Annotated in this window: 14 protein-coding genes and 1 pseudogene; 8 read left to right on the forward strand and 7 right to left on the reverse strand. The window is 52.8% G+C overall.

The window, feature by feature from the left end:
- The first annotated feature begins 317 nt into the window (after positions 1 to 317).
- From glmU to phoU, 7 genes and pseudogenes are all read left to right on the forward strand, one after another.
- The gene (glmU, locus tag B9P82_RS21420; protein ID WP_019077996.1) at positions 318 to 1688 is read left to right on the forward strand and encodes a bifunctional UDP-N-acetylglucosamine diphosphorylase/glucosamine-1-phosphate N-acetyltransferase GlmU; all 1371 of its coding nucleotides are present in this window, start codon (positions 318 to 320) and stop codon (positions 1686 to 1688) included.
- Between the two features lie 223 nt (positions 1689 to 1911).
- On the forward strand, positions 1912 to 3741 hold the full coding sequence (gene glmS / locus B9P82_RS21425) for a glutamine--fructose-6-phosphate transaminase (isomerizing) (RefSeq protein ID WP_016155081.1): 1830 nt from the start codon (positions 1912 to 1914) through the stop codon (positions 3739 to 3741).
- Between the two features lie 333 nt (positions 3742 to 4074).
- Positions 4075 to 5115 (forward strand): phosphate ABC transporter substrate-binding protein PstS, encoded by a 1041-nt coding sequence (pstS, locus tag B9P82_RS21430; protein ID WP_016155079.1) that lies wholly within the window; start codon positions 4075 to 4077, stop codon positions 5113 to 5115.
- Positions 5116 to 5307: 192 nt separating this feature from the next.
- Positions 5308 to 6266: pseudogene (pstC, locus tag B9P82_RS21440) on the forward strand (phosphate ABC transporter permease PstC).
- Positions 6266 to 7156, forward strand: coding sequence for a phosphate ABC transporter permease PstA (gene pstA, locus B9P82_RS21445; RefSeq protein ID WP_016155077.1), 891 nt, complete (start codon positions 6266 to 6268; stop codon positions 7154 to 7156). Before pstC ends, pstA begins: the two are co-directional and overlap by 1 nt.
- 106 nt (positions 7157 to 7262) lie before the next feature.
- Positions 7263 to 8036 carry a phosphate ABC transporter ATP-binding protein PstB gene (pstB, locus tag B9P82_RS21450; protein WP_003023821.1) on the forward strand — a complete coding sequence of 258 codons (774 nt, stop codon included), beginning with the start codon at positions 7263 to 7265 and terminating at the stop codon, positions 8034 to 8036.
- A 14-nt stretch (positions 8037 to 8050) separates the two neighbouring features.
- A complete protein-coding gene (gene phoU / locus B9P82_RS21455; protein ID WP_003023824.1) occupies positions 8051 to 8776 on the forward strand; it encodes a phosphate signaling complex protein PhoU in 726 nt (241 codons plus the stop codon).
- 83 nt (positions 8777 to 8859) lie between these two features.
- Here the strand turns inward: phoU and yieH are convergent, their stop codons facing one another.
- Positions 8860 to 9525 (reverse strand): 6-phosphogluconate phosphatase, encoded by a 666-nt coding sequence (yieH, locus tag B9P82_RS21460; protein WP_047358455.1) that lies wholly within the window; start codon positions 9523 to 9525, stop codon positions 8860 to 8862.
- 167 nt (positions 9526 to 9692) lie between these two features.
- On the opposite strand from yieH, the gene adeP reads away from it, so the two are divergent.
- A complete protein-coding gene (adeP, locus tag B9P82_RS21465; protein ID WP_080859244.1) occupies positions 9693 to 11030 on the forward strand; it encodes an adenine permease AdeP in 1338 nt (445 codons plus the stop codon).
- 115 nt (positions 11031 to 11145) lie between these two features.
- Here the strand turns inward: adeP and B9P82_RS21470 are convergent, their stop codons facing one another.
- From B9P82_RS21470 to yidC, 6 genes are all read right to left on the reverse strand, one after another.
- Complete coding sequence (locus tag B9P82_RS21470) at positions 11146 to 11712, reverse strand: NADPH-dependent FMN reductase (protein ID WP_003827046.1); 567 nt, start codon at positions 11710 to 11712, stop codon at positions 11146 to 11148.
- A 30-nt stretch (positions 11713 to 11742) separates the two neighbouring features.
- Positions 11743 to 12489, reverse strand: a complete 747-nt coding sequence (locus B9P82_RS21475) for a 4'-phosphopantetheinyl transferase family protein (RefSeq protein WP_101700893.1) — start codon at positions 12487 to 12489, stop codon at positions 11743 to 11745.
- A gap of 166 nt (positions 12490 to 12655) precedes the next feature.
- Entirely contained in the window at positions 12656 to 13615 is a 960-nt protein-coding gene (gene yidZ, locus B9P82_RS21480) for an HTH-type transcriptional regulator YidZ (RefSeq protein ID WP_016155073.1), read from the reverse strand.
- Entirely contained in the window at positions 13584 to 14765 is a 1182-nt protein-coding gene (locus B9P82_RS21485) for an MFS transporter (RefSeq protein ID WP_046276205.1), read from the reverse strand. Before B9P82_RS21485 ends, yidZ begins: the two co-directional genes overlap by 32 nt.
- Before the next feature lie 180 nt (positions 14766 to 14945).
- A complete protein-coding gene (gene mnmE, locus B9P82_RS21490; protein WP_016157817.1) occupies positions 14946 to 16310 on the reverse strand; it encodes a tRNA uridine-5-carboxymethylaminomethyl(34) synthesis GTPase MnmE in 1365 nt (454 codons plus the stop codon).
- Between the two features lie 135 nt (positions 16311 to 16445).
- Complete coding sequence (gene yidC, locus B9P82_RS21495; protein ID WP_003023844.1) at positions 16446 to 18092, reverse strand: membrane protein insertase YidC; 1647 nt, start codon at positions 18090 to 18092, stop codon at positions 16446 to 16448.
- Position 18093: the final 1 nt, after the last annotated feature.

Genomic DNA, 18093 nt, shown 5'->3' on the forward strand with positions numbered 1-18093 from the left:
CCCTTTTAAAACTCTATTTTCCCTGTCTGTTTTTTCTGCTTCTCGCTGAATCACATTAATAAAATTATACTTTTCTTTTGTAACTCTTTATTCATGCAGTAAAAAAATAGCAAAAACATTAACCTAGGCTTTAATAAGAGCAGCCTCCTGGTTTTTGGGAGACAAAAGACGCCGAAATAGACGAAAATAGAGAGTTATCAGAGGGGAAATTTCCCCGATTGAACGTTTTATCTTCGGTCCATTTCACGATGAAAAAAATGTAGTATTTTCAATGTGAAACGGTATAAATTCGTTCTCAAATTACAGTCAGGACGTGTATGTTGAATAATGCTATGAGCGTCGTGATCCTTGCCGCAGGCAAAGGCACGCGTATGTATTCCGATCTCCCTAAAGTGCTGCATACCCTCGCAGGAAAGCCGATGGTTCAGCATGTCATTGATGCCGCTAATGAATTAGGTGCCACTCACGTACATCTGGTCTACGGGCACGGTGGTGATTTGCTTAAGCAGACGCTGAAAGATGGCAATCTAAACTGGATTCTGCAGGCAGAGCAGTTGGGGACCGGCCATGCAATGCAGCAGGCAGCGCCATTCTTTGGTGATGACGAAGACATTTTAATGCTCTATGGCGATGTGCCGCTGATCTCTACCGATACCTTACGTAGCCTGCGTGATGCTAAACCGCAGGGCGGCATCGGCCTGTTAACGGTAAAACTGGATGATCCATCCGGCTATGGGCGTATTACGCGTGAGAACGGTAACGTCACCGGTATCGTCGAGCATAAAGATGCAACTGACGAGCAGCGCCAAATCCAGGAAATCAACACCGGTATTCTGATTGCCAATGGCGCTGATATGAAGCGCTGGCTGTCCAAACTCACCAATAACAATGCGCAGGGTGAATACTACATCACCGATATCATTGCGATGGCGTATCAGGAAGGACGCGAAATTGCTGCGGTACATCCGGCACGTATTAGCGAAACGGAAGGGGTGAATAACCGTCTTCAGTTATCCCGTCTGGAGCGTGTTTATCAGTCTGAGCAAGCAGAGAAACTGTTGTTGGCGGGCGTGATGCTGCGCGATCCTGCACGTTTTGATCTTCGCGGTACGCTTATTCACGGGCGCGATGTTGAAATTGATACTAACGTTATCATTGAAGGTAACGTAACCGTTGGGGATCGCGTCAAGATTGGTGCTGGCTGTATCATCAAAAACAGCGTGATTGGTGAAGGTTGTGAGCTTAGCCCATATAGTGTGGTGGAAGATGCCCATCTGGAAGCCGCTTGCACCATCGGTCCATTCGCGCGTCTGCGCCCGGGTGCTGAGCTGCAGGAAGGCGCGCACGTGGGTAACTTCGTCGAAATGAAAAAAGCGCGTCTGGGTAAAGGTTCTAAAGCCGGTCATCTGACCTATCTGGGCGATGCGGAAATCGGCGATAACGTGAATATCGGCGCGGGTACGATTACCTGCAACTACGATGGTGCCAATAAGTTTAAAACCATTATTGGTGATGATGTGTTTGTGGGTTCAGATACTCAGTTGGTGGCGCCTGTCACCGTGGGTAAAGGTGCGACGATTGCCGCCGGAACCACCGTAACGCGTAATGTCGCCGATAACGAACTGGTATTAAGCCGTGTACCTCAGGTCCATAAACAGGGCTGGCAGCGTCCGGTGAAGAAGAAGTAAGTGATTTTTGCCGGATGGCGGCCTACGTGCGGTGACGTTCTGTAGGCCTGATAAGCGTAAGCGCCATCAGGCAGACAAGAGATGAGGGGATAACATAATCCTCCGCTCAACAAGCAGTACCATAAAAATAACCCCACTCTCTACAAGGCTCGGGGCGCCCGGAAAGGGCAAATACAGGTCAGCGACAACGACAGGCAAATGCCTAAATTCGGAATCAAAAAATATGTGTGGAATTGTTGGCGCTATCGCGCAGCGTGATGTAGCTGAAATCCTTCTCGAAGGTTTACGTCGTCTGGAATATCGTGGTTATGACTCTGCTGGTCTGGCCGTTGTCGATGCTGAAGGCAACATGACCCGTCTGCGTCGTCTGGGTAAAGTGCAGATGCTGACTGCTGCTGCGGAAGAACATCCGCTGCATGGTGGTACAGGTATCGCTCATACCCGTTGGGCGACACACGGTGAACCTTCAGAAGCGAACGCGCATCCCCATGTTTCTGAACACATTGTTGTGGTGCATAACGGCATCATTGAAAACCATGAACCTCTGCGTGAACTACTGAAAACCCGTGGTTACACCTTTGTTTCTGAAACCGACACCGAAGTGATTGCTCACCTGGTGCATTGGGAACTGGAACAGGGTGGTACGCTGCGTGAAGCCGTACTGCGTACTATTCCACAGTTGCGCGGTGCCTATGGCACGGTGATCATGGATACCCGTAACCCGGAAACTCTGCTGGCGGCCCGTTCAGGTAGCCCGCTGGTGATTGGTCTGGGGATGGGGGAAAACTTTATCGCTTCCGATCAGCTGGCGTTGCTGCCGGTAACCCGTCGCTTTATCTTCCTGGAAGAAGGTGACATCGCAGAAGTGACCCGTCGTTCTGTCTCTATTTTCGACAAGTCTGGCGCACAAGTGAAGCGTCAGGATATCGAATCGAATCTGCAGTATGACGCGGGCGAAAAAGGTATTTATCGCCACTACATGCAGAAAGAGATCTACGAACAGCCGAACGCAATTAAAAATACGCTGACCGGTCGCATTAGTCACGGTGAAGTGGATTTAAGCGAGCTGGGTTCACGTGCCAACGAGTTGCTGTCTCAGGTTGAGCATATCCAGATTATCGCCTGCGGTACGTCCTACAACTCCGGTATGGTGTCCCGCTACTGGTTTGAATCGCTGGCTGGTATTCCTTGTGATGTCGAAATCGCTTCCGAGTTCCGCTATCGCAAATCCGCCGTGCGTCGTAACAGTCTGATGATTACCCTTTCCCAGTCCGGTGAAACGGCGGATACCCTGGCGGGTCTGCGCTTATCTAAAGAGCTGGGCTATCTGGGCTCGCTGGCTATTTGTAACGTACCGGGATCTTCTCTGGTGCGCGAATCCGACCTGGCGATGATGACCAATGCCGGTACCGAAATCGGTGTGGCCTCGACGAAAGCATTTACTACCCAACTGACCGTTCTGCTGATGCTGGTGGCGAAACTGTCTCGTCTGAAAGGCCTGGATGCGTCTATCGAGCAGGAGATCGTTCATGGTCTGCAGGCGCTGCCGAGCCGTATTGAGCAGATGCTGTCTCAGGACAAACGCATTGCCGCTCTGGCGGAAGGTTTCTCAGACAAACACCATGCGCTGTTCCTGGGGCGTGGCGATCAGTACCCGATTGCGCTGGAAGGCGCGCTGAAGCTGAAAGAGATCTCTTATATTCACGCTGAAGCATATGCTGCAGGCGAACTGAAACACGGTCCGCTGGCGCTGATTGATGCCGATATGCCGGTTATCGTAGTTGCACCGAACAACGAACTGTTAGAAAAACTGAAATCCAACATTGAAGAAGTTCGCGCTCGTGGCGGTCAGTTGTACGTCTTTGCGGACCAGGATGCTGGCTTTACCAGCAGCGAAAACATGCACATCATTGAGATGCCGCATGTGGAAGAGGTGATTGCACCGATCTTCTACACCGTTCCGTTGCAGTTGCTGGCGTATCACGTGGCGCTGATTAAAGGCACCGACGTGGACCAGCCGCGTAACCTGGCAAAGTCGGTTACCGTAGAGTAATCCGCACTTAACTGAACTGAAAATGCCCTGCTGCAAGCGGGGCATTTTTTTAGCTTGTTCTGTTTTTAATCAATTACCCCGCCTGTTTTATGTGACAAACCGTCATCTTCAACTACTGTTTTCAGTGTCATAAAAAGAAAATTTCAGCGAAATGTTATTGTCATGATGGTAATTAACATACTGTTTTAAATGTATTTTTAGATAAAAAACTTCCCGAGTTTTTCATTGTCATAAAACTGTCATATTTCGTACATTTAACTGTCACCTGTTTGTCCTATTTTGCTCACAGTAGCAACTCAAACAACGATTTACGAAAACCGTGCAGGAGACATTATGAAAGTTATGCGTACCACTGTCGCAACTGTTGTCGCCGCGACCTTATCCATGAGCGCGTTTTCTGCGTTTGCAGCAGCGAGCCTGACAGGTGCAGGTGCAACCTTCCCTGCGCCAGTGTATGCCAAATGGGCAGATACCTATCAGAAAGAGACCGGTAGCAAAGTAAACTACCAGGGTATCGGCTCCTCCGGTGGTGTAAAACAAATTACGGCCAATACCGTTGATTTCGGCGCCTCTGACGCACCGTTGTCTGACGAGAAACTGGCGCAAGAAGGCCTGTTCCAGTTCCCGACTGTTATCGGTGGTGTGGTGCTGGCGGTGAACATCCCTGGCCTGAAATCCGGCGAACTGGTGCTGGATGGTAAAACGCTGGGCGACATCTACCTCGGTAAAATTAAGAAGTGGGATGATGAAGCCATCACCAAACTGAACCCGGGTCTGAAGCTGCCTTCTCAGAATATCGCCGTTGTGCGTCGTGCTGACGGTTCCGGTACTTCCTTCGTTTTCACCAGCTACCTGGCGAAAGTGAACGAAGAGTGGAAATCTAAAATTGGTTCCGGCTCTACCGTTAACTGGCCGACCGGTCTGGGCGGTAAAGGTAACGACGGTATCGCTGCGTTCGTACAGCGTCTGCCGGGTTCTATCGGCTACGTTGAGTACGCTTACGCTAAGCAGAACAACCTGGCGTACACCAAGCTGGTCTCTGCTGATGGCAAACCGGTAAGTCCGACCGAAGAAAACTTTGCCAACGCTGCAAAAGGCGCTGACTGGAGCAAAACCTTCGCTCAGGATCTGACTAACCAGAAAGGTGATGATGCGTGGCCGATCACTTCCACCACCTTCATCTTGGTGCATAAAGAGCAGAAGAAACCTGAGCAGGGCGCTGAAGTGCTGAAGTTCTTCGATTGGGCGTACAAAAATGGTGGCAAACAGGCTAATGACCTGGATTACGCCAGCCTGCCGGACAGCGTGGTTGAGCAGATTCGTGCTGCATGGAAGACCAACGTGAAGGACAGCAGCGGTAAAGCGCTGTACTAAATACCCGTCATACTTCGAGCCGCAGCTGTGTTGGCTGTGCTTGTTCACCCCAGTCACATAGTGAATCTATGCTCCTGGGTATTCACAAGCTTGCTGCCTTGCTGCAACTCGAATTATTTAGGGTATGGCATTACGTTAGCCGGGAAGCACGATAAAATGCGTGCTTCCTGGCCCAAACTTAAAGAGTGATTTATGGCTGCAACCAAGCCTGCTTTGAACCCACCGGGTAAAAAAGGTGACATGATATTCAGCGCGCTGGTAAAACTGGCTGCGCTGATTGTGCTATTGATGTTGGGTGGCATTATTGTCTCTCTGGTTATCTCCTCCTGGCCAAGCATTCAGAAATTTGGCTTCTCCTTTCTGTGGACTAAAGAATGGGATGCGCCAAACGATATCTACGGTGCATTAGTACCGATTTACGGTACGCTGGTCACCTCGCTTATCGCACTGCTGATCGCCGTTCCGGTGAGTTTTGGCATTGCCTTATTCCTGACTGAACTTGCTCCTGGCTGGCTGCGTCGCCCGCTGGGTATCGCTATTGAATTGCTGGCGGCAATTCCGAGTATCGTGTACGGCATGTGGGGCCTGTTTATCTTTGCCCCGCTGTTTGCGACTTACTTCCAGGAGCCGGTCGGGAACATCCTTTCCAACATTCCGTTTGTTGGCGCGCTGTTTGCGGGTCCGGCATTTGGTATCGGTATTCTGGCCGCTGGCGTGATCCTCGCCATCATGATCATCCCGTACATTGCGGCGGTTATGCGCGATGTGTTCGAACAAACGCCGGTGCTGATGAAAGAGTCAGCCTACGGCATCGGTTGTACTACCTGGGAAGTATCTGGCGCATCGTCCTGCCGTTCACCAAAAACGGCGTGATCGGCGGCGTGATGCTCGGTCTGGGCCGCGCGCTGGGTGAAACCATGGCGGTGACGTTTATCATCGGTAACACCTACCAGCTCGATAGTGCCTCGCTGTACATGCCGGGCAACAGTATTACTTCTGCGCTGGCGAATGAATTTGCCGAAGCGGAATCAGGACTGCACGTTGCCGCGTTGATGGAACTGGGCCTGATTCTGTTTGTGATTACCTTCATCGTGCTGGCGGCGTCTAAGTTCATGATCATGCGCCTTGCGAAGAACGAGGGGGCACGCTAATGGCTACGCTTGAAATGCAAAACACCGCTGCGCTTGCGGAATCCCGCCGTAAAATGCAGGCGCGTCGTCGTCTGAAGAACCGCATCGCGCTGACGCTCTCTATGGCGACCATGGCATTCGGTCTGTTCTGGCTTATCTGGATCCTGATGTCCACGATCACCCGCGGTATTGACGGTATGTCACTGGCGCTGTTCACCGAAATGACACCTCCGCCGAATACGGCTGGTGGTGGTCTGGCGAATGCCCTGGCCGGTAGCGGACTGTTAATTCTGTGGGCGACCGTGTTTGGTACACCGCTTGGTATTATGGCGGGCATCTACCTGGCAGAGTACGGACGTAAGTCCTGGCTGGCTGAGGTGATCCGCTTTATCAACGACATCCTGCTTTCTGCGCCATCAATCGTGGTCGGTCTGTTCGTTTACACCATCGTGGTAGCAAAAATGGAGCACTTCTCCGGCTGGGCGGGCGTTATCGCGCTGGCGCTGCTGCAGGTGCCCATTGTTATTCGTACCACGGAGAACATGCTCAAGCTGGTACCGGATAGCCTGCGTGAAGCCGCCTATGCGCTGGGTACGCCGAAATGGAAGATGATTTCTGCGATCACCCTGAAGGCCTCTGTCTCAGGCATCATTACAGGCGTTTTACTGGCTATTGCACGTATCGCAGGTGAAACGGCTCCGCTGCTGTTTACGTCGCTCTCCAATCAGTTCTGGAGCACCGACATGATGCAGCCTATCGCCAACCTGCCGGTCACTATCTTTAAGTTTGCGATGAGCCCGTTTGCTGAGTGGCAGCAACTGGCCTGGGCCGGGGTACTGATTATTACCCTGTGCGTACTGCTGCTGAACATTCTGGCGCGCGTCATTTTCGCGAAGAAGAAACACGGTTAAGACGAAGTGCCGGATGGCGGCGTAAACGCCTTATCCGGCCTACGATTGAAGACATTTGTAGGCCTGAAAGCTGCGCGCCATCAGGCATGATGAGGAAAAGATTGAAATGAGTATGGTTGATACTGCCCCGGGTAAGATTCAGGTTCGTGATTTGAACTTCTACTATGGCAAGTTCCATGCCCTGAAGAACATCAACCTGGATATTGCCAAAAACCAGGTAACGGCGTTTATCGGGCCGTCAGGCTGTGGTAAATCGACGCTGCTGCGTACGTTCAATAAAATGTTTGAACTGTACCCGGAACAGCGTGCGGAAGGCGAAATCCTGCTGGATGGCGACAATATTCTCACCAACACTCAGGATATCGCTCTGCTGCGTGCCAAAGTGGGCATGGTATTCCAGAAGCCGACGCCGTTCCCGATGTCCATCTACGACAACATCGCTTTTGGCGTGCGTCTGTTTGAGAAACTCTCTCGTGCGGATATGGACGAGCGTGTGCAGTGGGCATTGACCAAGGCCGCACTGTGGAACGAAACCAAAGATAAATTACACCAGAGCGGGTACTCTCTCTCCGGTGGTCAGCAGCAGCGTCTGTGTATTGCGCGTGGGATCGCCATTCGCCCGGAAGTGCTTCTGCTTGATGAGCCGTGTTCAGCGCTCGACCCTATTTCTACCGGGCGTATCGAAGAGTTGATCACTGAGCTGAAAGAGGATTACACCGTTGTTATCGTTACCCACAACATGCAGCAGGCTGCGCGTTGTTCCGATCACACGGCATTTATGTACCTGGGCGAGTTGATTGAGTTCAGTAACACGGACGATCTGTTCACCAAGCCCGCGAAGAAACAAACTGAAGACTACATCACCGGTCGTTACGGCTGATTCAGGAGCTTGTTGTGGATAATCTTAACCTTAATAAACATATTTCCGGCCAGTTCAATGCAGAGCTGGAAAGCATCCGTACCCAGGTGATGACCATGGGCGGCATGGTCGAGCAGCAGCTTTCTGATGCGATTACCGCCATGCACAATCAGGACAGTGAGCTGGCGAAGCGCGTCATTGAGGGCGATAAGAACGTCAATATGATGGAAGTGGCGATCGACGAGGCCTGCGTGCGTATCATTGCCAAGCGTCAGCCGACCGCCAGTGACTTGCGTCTGGTGATGGCGATTATCAAAACGATCGCTGAGCTGGAACGTATTGGCGACGTTGCGGATAAAATTTGCCGCACCGCGCTGGAGAAATTTTCGCAACAGCATCAGCCGCTGCTGGTAAGCCTGGAATCACTGGGTCGCCACACCGTACAAATGCTGCATGACGTGCTGGATGCGTTTGCGCGTATGGATCTTGACGAAGCGGTACGTATTTATCGCGAAGATAAGAAAGTCGACCAGGAGTATGAAGGTATCGTGCGTCAGCTGATGACCTACATGATGGAAGATCCGCGTACTATTCCAAGCGTGCTGACCGCGCTGTTCTGCGCGCGCTCCATCGAGCGTATCGGTGACCGTTGCCAGAATATCTGCGAATACATCTTCTACTTCGTGAAGGGACAAGACTTCCGTCACGTGGGCGGTGATGAGCTGGATAAGCTGCTGGCGGGCAAAGATCCGAAAGAGTGATGTTTGTGGCGGGTGGCGCTAACGCTTACCCGCTCTACGAGACATGCAGGCCGGATCAGCGTTAGCGCCATCCGGCCTTTCAGTTATCGCGTAATATTCCAACCCCGCGCCTTCCATAACGCTGGCAACTGCGCCAGATCGGTAAACGTCGTCACTTTTGGATGATCGATTGGTTTGTTATGCGGATCGGCGCAGAAGTAAAACACTTCCATCCCTGCAGCAATCCCCGCCTGCGCACCTGCGCTGGAGTCATCAACCAGAATGCAGTTCTCAACGTTAACGTCCATCGCTTTCGCCGCATGGAACATCAGGGCCGGATCGGGTTTCCAGCGTTGAATATCGTAGCCGCTGAACAGCAAATCAGGGAAATGGTGCAACATGCCCAGCTTACCCAGAGAGTGCTGCATTTTGCTGACCGGACCGTTAGATACCACGCACATAGGGACGGTCATGCTGTCCAGCAGCGCATTAGCACCGGCAATCACCTCCAGTTCCGTATCGAACAGACGTGCGACCTCTGCGCGGTAAACCGGTTCTAATTCGGCTTTTGCCAGTTCGACACCGTGCTCTTCGTTGATAATGTCGATGATCTCGTACAGCTTTACCCCCTTGAAGCGTTTAAAAGTTTCTTCAAGATCGAGCGTAATGCCGAACGCCTGGAACATGCTGACATACGCGCGAGAACAAATCACTTCACTGTCGACAAGGGTACCGTCACAGTCAAAAAATACGGCTTCTATCTGGGACATGTCATTTCCGTTTTAACAAGTTTAACGTTTTCGTAATGCATTATTGGGCGACGCAATCGTTGCCGTATAAGCAAAATCAATGAAAAAAGTTGCTCATAACCCAACCCTATTGTCGCATTTTGGTATAGGATAGCGACGAATTTTCCCTCCTTGTTCGGAAATTGATAATGAGTCAACAACACACAACCCAGGCTTCTGGCCAGGGGATGCTGGAACGCGTGTTCAAACTGCGCGAACATGGCACGACGGCACGGACCGAAGTGATCGCCGGTTTAACCACCTTCCTGACGATGGTGTATATCGTTTTTGTTAACCCGCAAATTCTTGGCGTGGCTGGCATGGATACCAGCGCCGTCTTTGTGACTACCTGCCTGATTGCTGCATTTGGTAGCATCCTGATGGGCCTGTTTGCCAACCTGCCGGTCGCACTTGCGCCTGCTATGGGTCTGAATGCGTTCTTCGCCTTCGTGGTCGTTGGCGCGATGGGCCTGTCATGGCAGATCGGTATGGGCGCAATCTTCTGGGGCGCGGTAGGTCTGCTGCTACTGACGATTTTCCGCGTACGTTACTGGATGATTGCCAACATCCCGGTTAGCTTGCGCGTGGGGATCACCAGCGGTATTGGTCTGTTCATCGGCATGATGGGGCTGAAAAACGCTGGTGTTATCGTCGCCAACCAAGACACCCTGGTGTCTATTGGCAACCTGACGTCCCACAGCGTACTGCTCGGTATTCTGGGCTTCTTTATCATCGCGATTCTGGCTTCACGTAACATCCATGCGGCGGTACTGATCTCTATCATTGTGACCACGCTGCTGGGTTGGATGCTGGGCGATGTCCATTACAACGGGATCGTCTCCGCGCCGCCGAGCGTAATGTCCGTTATCGGGCATGTTGATCTGGCTGGTTCGTTTAACATTGGTCTTGCGGGCGTAATTTTCTCGTTCATGCTGGTCAACCTGTTCGACTCCTCCGGTACGCTGATTGGCGTCACGGATAAAGCCGGTCTGGCGGATGCGAAGGGTAAGTTTCCGCGCATGAAGCAGGCGCTGTATGTGGATAGCGTGTCATCGGTTGCTGGTGCGTTTATCGGTACTTCTTCCGTTACCGCGTATATCGAGTCTTCTTCCGGGGTTTCTGTCGGTGGACGCACTGGCCTGACCGCGGTAGTTGTCGGCCTGCTATTCCTGCTGGTTATCTTCCTGTCGCCGCTGGCGGGAATGGTACCGGGATATGCGGCCGCTGGTGCGCTGATTTACGTTGGCGTCCTGATGACATCAAGCCTGTCGCGCGTGAGGTGGGATGACCTGACTGAAGCCGTTCCGGCGTTTATTACCGCCGTGATGATGCCGTTTAGCTTCTCGATTACCGAAGGTATCGCGCTGGGCTTTATTTCCTACTGTGTGATGAAAATCGGTACCGGACGTTTCCGCGATCTCAGCCCATGCGTCATCGTTGTCGCACTGCTGTTTGTGTTGAAGATTGTGTTTATCGACGCGCATTAATTGCCGCTGAGACGGTGCTGCGCGAGGCGTGTAGACCTGATAAGCGCAGCGCCATCAGGCAAATTTGATAACCGGATACGGCCCGCTAGGCATTGCAGCCAGCGGGCTTTTTCTTTTAGGCTTTCACACGCTGGATGTAGTCGCCAAATGCGGTCAGCTGGCCGGTTAGATGGTCCAGCGTACTTTGGTCGATCACTTCACCTGTCTGCGGGTCCACTTTGTTCTGAATCACGCCGCCCATAAATTCCGGCTTATTCATTACCATGGCGTCGAGGAACACTAGGATCTGACGCAGATGGTACTGGCAGCGCGCGCCGCCAATGGCGCCCATGGAGCTGGTCTGGATCAGCACCGGCTTACCCGATAATGGCTGATCCGGCAGGCGGGACAGCCAGTCGATGGCGTTCTTCAGTCCGCCAGGCACGGAATAGTTATATTCCGGTGTCACGATGACGACACCGTCAGCCTTCCTGATTTGCTCTGCCAGCGCTTCTACGCTTGCCGGAAAACCTTCTTCCTGCTGGAGGTCGGCATCGTACAGTGGGATATCACCAATTGATGGCAACGCGTTGACTTCCATTCCTGCTGGAGCAATCTTGGGCAGCGTACGGGCAACCATTCCATTAAACGAACCTTTGCGTAGACTTCCCAGTAACGTAACAACATTCAATGTTTCTGACATGGTGACTCCTGTTTCATCATAAAGGTTAAATCAAAGCGTATGGCTCTTCGCTGCGCATAATTGAGAGAACCGGATCAGACGACCCGTAGGCTCATTGGCGCGGGTCTGGATATCAGGCAAACTTTTCCATTCCTGTTTACCATCAAACTCCCAAACCTTGAGTTTTTCAATGGTTGGCGTAACCGCAACCGACCACACCAGAACATCTTCCGCATCGCAAATGGCTTCAACCTGCGCAACATGGGCACATTTCAGACGTCCTGCGCCGGGTAAAAGCTGGAGTTCGTGCGGATCATCATTGCTTACATCGCCGGTGAGTTTGAGTACGCTCTGGCGCAACGTAATGAGCTGCGCGCGTGCTTCGTTGGGGTCGTTTTGGTTATTGATCCACAGATTTTCGTTGCTGGAGAAGCGCCATGTTTCCGTTGAATGCGGATGGTGAAAGCTGCGGGTAGCTCGCTGCAGTTCCATATCCAGCCCGCACGTTCCTTCAGTTGTTAGCGCAACGCCAACGATATTCCCGGCATAAGAAATCGAAAATCCCGGCAGGTTCTTATCGCGAAAAACGGGCTTACCTTTGGCCTGAGTAACAATCTCGGGCAGCGTACTGGTGCCGTAAAGCATAAACATTAGTTCAGCGAGTAAACTTCGGGAAGCCAGGAAACGTGTTCGGCGATGAGCGGGGAGATCTCTTGCTTCGATATGACATGGAGAAGGGAGGCGAGCTGAAACCAGGTGTCCCTCCGTAAGAATCCCTCTGGCAAAATGTGTCGCCATTTTTCGCTCCGTGATTAATGGTCCGTGATAATTACCAGAGTAACATTTACGCGGCATCCAGGCAGGCTTTGCTGCCCAAAAAGTAAGCTGAAATAGAATACATTACGCGATATTTACATTTCTGTTGCCAGAATAGTCGATTTAGCAACAAAGTGGCGGTGCAACGTCAGGACATATCGCGATAAAGCGCCTTGATGGTGTCTTTCAACCAGACGATCTTAGGATTATGACTGTTACGTTTGTGCCAAAGAAGGGTGAACGGTACGCGCATTTTTTCCAGCTGCGCGGCATCAAAAGGCATAGGACGCGCCACGAGCGGAAGCTGGTGGAGTTGGTTATAACGCTGGCAATAAACCGGAGCTGTGGCTATCAGCGCGTGATCCGGCTGGGCGGCCATAAACAGCGACTGCTCAAAACCGGGCAGACATAACGCAATATTGCGCGCGCGCCCCATCTCTTGCAGGACTTCATCCAGCGCCCAGGTATCGCTTTGCTCCCAGCTAATGCTGATGTGCGGATAGCGCAGAAATGTGTCCAGATTCCACTCTTCCTGCAATGCCGGATGATCTTCACGTAGCCAGACGCAGGGGAGATCGGAAAACAGCACTTCATGGTCGATCGACAACGGCAGCAAACTCAACAGTTCACGCGAACGCGGATGGCTTTCCCGGCCAGTAAAGCCGATATCCACCTCGCCGCGAATAATTGCATCCAGCGAATCATAGTCCCAGTTGCGTATTTTGATCGTCGCCTGGGGATAACGCTGATAGATCTGTCGGGAGAGCGCGTTAAACATGATCATCACCAGCGGCGTTTCGGCCACCAGATCAAACTTCAGCCCGCGCGGCGCTTCATGGTGTGGCTTATCCAGCAACTGGTTGCTCATCTGCATCCACTCTGCCAGATTCTGTTCCATGCTGACCATCAGCGGTGTGGGCGTTAGCCCCAGCGGGGTGTTTACAAACAGTGGATCGTCAAACCAGGCCCGCAGTTTAGACAGCGACTTGCTGACTGCCGACGGCGTGACGTTCATCCGTTTGGCTGTTTTGGTAACACTGCGTTCCTGCATCAACAGCTGCAGGCAGAGCAATAAATTAAGATCGAGACTGCTGAGGGATTTCTTCATGAGTTGGCGTGGACCGGTTAGGTGCAACTGTGATAATCAGCATGATACTCACTATGCTACAGCCAATCAGAATCCCGATCAGCATATTCAGCGCATCAAGACCGAGCACCGCCGCCAGCCATATCCACAGCGAGGAACCGCAAACCTGCGCAATACCTAACGCCGAGCTGGCAACGCCCGCACGCAGCGAGAAAGGTCCCAGCGCCTGGCTCATCGCGACACCGAAGCCGACCGAGAACCCGGCACAGATTAAGGTCAGCCCAAACAGCGTCATCATATGCGTACTGGCAAGAGTTAACACCACGCCGGCAGACAGAAACAGCACTTGTGAGGTCAGCATCAGAACGCGAGGTTTAAACACGCTCAGGGCGAATGGCGTAGAGAAAGAGACCGCCATACTGATGCCTGCGGTCATGGCCATCGTGGTGGCGTACTCACCACGGTCAAAGCCCATTACTTCCATCAACAGCACCGGCGAAGTATTCACGAAGGTCAGGATCACCGACACGCTGAGAGTGGTGATGGCCAGACGGCTTAAGAAAAAACGGTTCACCAGCGATTCAGATAGGTGGTTCTTCTCTGCAGATGCCGGGAGCGTCGCTGGGCGCGATTCTCGCAGGATAAACACTGACAGCAGGCAAACGGCCACCCCCATACCGATCATCGTGTAGAACAGGCTCTGCCACGGGTATTTGAGCATAATCAGATGCCCCATCACCGGTGCCAGTACCGGCACGATACAGGTGATACCGTTCAACAGCGACAGTACCTTCGCCCGGCGGCGATCATCGAGCGTATCGCGCAGGATGGCGAAAGCCACCACATAGCAGCAGCCTGCGCCTACGCCCTGAATAAAGCGGCCTGTGAGAAACGGCGTACCGCTTTCGGCGAATGAACACAGCGCAGAGGCGAAAATAAAGATGAGGGCGCCGACAATAGCGACGGGTTTGCGTCCTGACTGGTCGGCAATTTTCCCGGCAAACAGCATCGCCGTCGCCATTCCCGCCAGATAAACCGAAAACGCGATATGCAGTTGCGCCTCGCTGGCCTGTAAATCGGCAGCAATACGGGGCAGCCCCACCAGATACATATCAATACCCGCGGGATAGAGTAACACCAGGGCGAAACTGCAGATTAGAAAGCGTGTCATAGCGACCTCATGAGGAATGTGGCGCTAAGCATACGGGCAGAGAGTCAACTGCACGAGTTGCCATTTGGACAACAGTGATTTCCATATGGGAAATTACTTGTAGCCGGATAGCCGCTTTGCTTTATCCGACTTACGGGTACTGTAGGCCCGGTAGGCATCGCACCACCGGGCAACAGAACGTTATTTGCCAATACAGAAGCTGGAGAAAATCCTTCCCAGCAGATCGTCGGAGGTAAATTCCCCGGTGATCTCACTGAGGTTCTGCTGCGCCAGACGTAGTTCCTCTGCCAGCAATTCTCCGGCCCATGCTCCGAGCAGTTGGGCTTTACCCTGCTCGAGATGCTCCGCCGCTTCTGCCAGCGCCTGCAGGTGACGACGGCGCGCCAGGAAGCCGCCTTCCATATTGGTTTCAAAGCCCATGCTCTGTTTGAGATGGTTACGCAGCACGTCAACGCCTTCACCGGTACGCGCGGATAGGCGAACCAGTGAGTGGCCATTTACTTCGCTAAGGCCCAGCGTCTCACCGGTAATATCCGCTTTGTTACGCACCACGGTAATCGGCAGTTTGGCTGGCAGGCGGGCAATAAAGTCTGGCCAGATGTCAGCCGGGTCCACGGCGTCGGTGGTGGTGCCATCAACCATAAACAGAACGCGGTCGGCCTGTTCAATTTCCTGCCACGCGCGTTCGATACCAATGCGTTCAACTTCATCGCTGGCATCGCGCAGACCGGCAGTGTCGATGATGTGCAGCGGCATACCGTCGATATGAATATGCTCACGCAGTACGTCGCGAGTCGTACCCGCAATGTCGGTCACAATGGCCGCCTCACGACCTGCCAGCGCGTTCAGTAGGCTTGATTTCCCGGCATTTGGGCGACCGGCAATGACCACCTTCATCCCTTCGCGCAGCAGGCTGCCCTGACGCGCTTCGGCACGAACAGCATCGAGATCGCTGATAACGTTGTTGAGCTGCGCTTCAATCTTGCCATCAGACAGGAAGTCGATTTCTTCATCCGGAAAGTCGATCGCCGCTTCCACGTAGATGCGCAGGTGAGTGAGCGCTTCCACAAGATGATTTACCCGTGCAGAAAATGCGCCCTGCAACGAGTTCAGCGCCGAGCGAGCGGCTTGCTCTGAGCTGGCATCGATCAGGTCGGCAATTGCCTCTGCCTGGGCCAGATCAAGCTTATCATTGAGAAACGCACGCTCGGAGAATTCACCCGGTCTGGCAATGCGCAGCCCGGGAATGATCAGAATACGTTTAAGCAGCAGATCGAGAATCACCGGACCGCCGTGGCCCTGAAGCTCTAAAACATCTTCACCGGTAAAGGAGTTCGGACCGGGGAACCACAGGGCAATTCCTTGATCCAGCGTGCTGCCATCCGCGTCTTTAAACGGCAGATAGTCGGCATAGCGCGGTTTTGGTAGTTTCCCCAGTACGGTTTCTGCAACCTCGCGCGCCTTCAGGCCGGAGATGCGCAGGATACCCACGCCACCACGTCCCGGTGGGGTGGCCTGAGCGACGATGGTGTCGTTATGGTTCATGATAGCTCTCTTGTAAATGTAAAAAAGGCGGTCTAATGACCGCCTTCTCTGGCATTAACTTTACCGTGAATACTCGAAATAATTCAAGTGCAGGAAGGCGGCAAGCAAATTCAGCCAACGCCCCTGCGACTAGTATCAGGAGTTTTTCTTCTCGCGGCTATGCAGGCCACGTTTCTCCAGACCACGGTAAATCAGCTGCTGCTGAATAATGGTTACCAGGTTGCTGACGATATAGTACAGCACCAGACCTGACGGGAACCACAGGAAGAACACGGTGAAGATGACCGGCATAAAGGTCATGATCTTCTGCTGCATCGGGTCGGTCACGGTGGTCGGAGACATCTTCTGAATGAAGAACATCGTCACGCCCATCAGGATCGGCAGGATGTAGTACGGGTCCTGTGCAGACAGGTCATGGATCCACAGAGCGAACGGCGCATGACGCAGTTCAATGGAGCCCATCAGCATGTAGTACAACGCCAGGAAGATTGGCATCTGGATGATCAGCGGGAAGCAGCCGCCCAGCGGGTTAACCTTCTCAGCTTTGTACAGGGCCATCATTTCCTGGCTCTGACGCTGTTTGTCATCACCCAGACGCTCACGCATAGCCTGAATCTTCGGCTGCAGCATACGCATCTTCGCCATGGAGGTGTACTGCGCTTTAGTCAGCGGGTACATGATGCCACGAACGATAAAGGTGATAACGATGATGGAGAAGCCCCAGTTACCCAGGAAGCTATGGATCCACTTCAGCAGTTTGAACAGCGGCTGAGAGATGAACCACAACCAGCCGTAATCCACGGTCAGATCCAGGTGCGGTGCAACTGCCGCCATTTTATCCTGAATTTCCGGGCCGACCCACAGGGTGCTGGTCATCGCGCCAGTCTGGCCAGGCTGAACCAGCACCGGCTGTGATTTATAGCCGATAGCGGCAATGCCGTTACCCAGGTTAGCGGTATAGAAGTTGTTGGTGCCGTCGTTACGCGGAACCCATGCCGTTGCGAAATACTGTTGCAGCATTGCGACCCAGCCGTCTTTAGCATTGACGTTCAGGTTTTCGTTTTCAGCAATGGTGTCGAATTTGTATTTCTCATACTTCTCATCCGGCGTGGAGTACGCCGCGCCACGGAAGGTGTGCAGCGCAAAGTTGCTGCTACCGGTGTCGCGATGAGATGGCAGATTGATGGATTGCTTCAGCTGACCAAAGGTGGAGACTTCCAGCGGTTTTTCGCCGGCGTTCTGCACGCTGTAGTTAACGTTGACAGCATATTCACCGCGCTTGAGTACAAACGTTTTAGTGAATGTGTTACCCGCTGCGTCAGTATAGGTCATCGGGATCTGCAGTTCGTTCTGACCGTCAGCCAGTACAAACGCGTCTTTTTCGACGTTGTACAGCGGACGCGGGCCGTTAGCCGGGTTATCCGGGCCGTCACGACCTGTCAGGCCACTCTGTGCCTGGTAGATGAACTGTGGCGTGGTTTCCAGTAACTGGAACGGTTCGGTAGAACCGAGTTCTTTCGGGTAAGCTGGCAGTGAAGCCTGTTCCACATCACCACCACGGGTGTTGATGGTCAGATCAAGCACGTCAGTTTTAACCGTAATCAGTTTCCCCTGGCCACTGGCCGGTACGCCCTGGTCTGCGGCGCTACCCGCTGCGGTGGTCGTTGTCTGCGTGGTCTGTTGGGCCTGAGGTTGCGGGTTTTTATCCTGCTCCCAGGCTTGCCAGATCATGAAAGACACGAACAGCAAAGCGATGACTAAAAGATTGCGTTGCGAATCCATC

This window comes from Citrobacter sp. L55 (assembly GCF_002850715.1).
Classification (GTDB): domain Bacteria; phylum Pseudomonadota; class Gammaproteobacteria; order Enterobacterales; family Enterobacteriaceae; genus Citrobacter; species Citrobacter braakii.

What these genes read in the sequence shown, in the direction of transcription:
- pstA (WP_016155077.1), top strand. Translation starts at nt 6,266, where the DNA reads ATGGCTACGCTTGAAATGCAAAACACCGCTGCGCTTGCGGAATCCCGC.
- pstS (WP_016155079.1), top strand. Translation starts at nt 4,075, where the DNA reads ATGAAAGTTATGCGTACCACTGTCGCAACTGTTGTCGCCGCGACCTTA.
- B9P82_RS21485 (WP_046276205.1), bottom strand. Translation starts at nt 14,765, where the DNA reads ATGACACGCTTTCTAATCTGCAGTTTCGCCCTGGTGTTACTCTATCCC.
- yieH (WP_047358455.1), bottom strand. Translation starts at nt 9,525, where the DNA reads ATGTCCCAGATAGAAGCCGTATTTTTTGACTGTGACGGTACCCTTGTC.
- glmU (WP_019077996.1), top strand. Translation starts at nt 318, where the DNA reads ATGTTGAATAATGCTATGAGCGTCGTGATCCTTGCCGCAGGCAAAGGC.
- yidZ (WP_016155073.1), bottom strand. Translation starts at nt 13,615, where the DNA reads ATGAAGAAATCCCTCAGCAGTCTCGATCTTAATTTATTGCTCTGCCTG.
- mnmE (WP_016157817.1), bottom strand. Translation starts at nt 16,310, where the DNA reads ATGAACCATAACGACACCATCGTCGCTCAGGCCACCCCACCGGGACGT.
- yidC (WP_003023844.1), bottom strand. Translation starts at nt 18,092, where the DNA reads ATGGATTCGCAACGCAATCTTTTAGTCATCGCTTTGCTGTTCGTGTCT.
- glmS (WP_016155081.1), top strand. Translation starts at nt 1,912, where the DNA reads ATGTGTGGAATTGTTGGCGCTATCGCGCAGCGTGATGTAGCTGAAATC.
- B9P82_RS21475 (WP_101700893.1), bottom strand. Translation starts at nt 12,489, where the DNA reads ATGGCGACACATTTTGCCAGAGGGATTCTTACGGAGGGACACCTGGTT.
- pstB (WP_003023821.1), top strand. Translation starts at nt 7,263, where the DNA reads ATGAGTATGGTTGATACTGCCCCGGGTAAGATTCAGGTTCGTGATTTG.
- B9P82_RS21470 (WP_003827046.1), bottom strand. Translation starts at nt 11,712, where the DNA reads ATGTCAGAAACATTGAATGTTGTTACGTTACTGGGAAGTCTACGCAAA.
- adeP (WP_080859244.1), top strand. Translation starts at nt 9,693, where the DNA reads ATGAGTCAACAACACACAACCCAGGCTTCTGGCCAGGGGATGCTGGAA.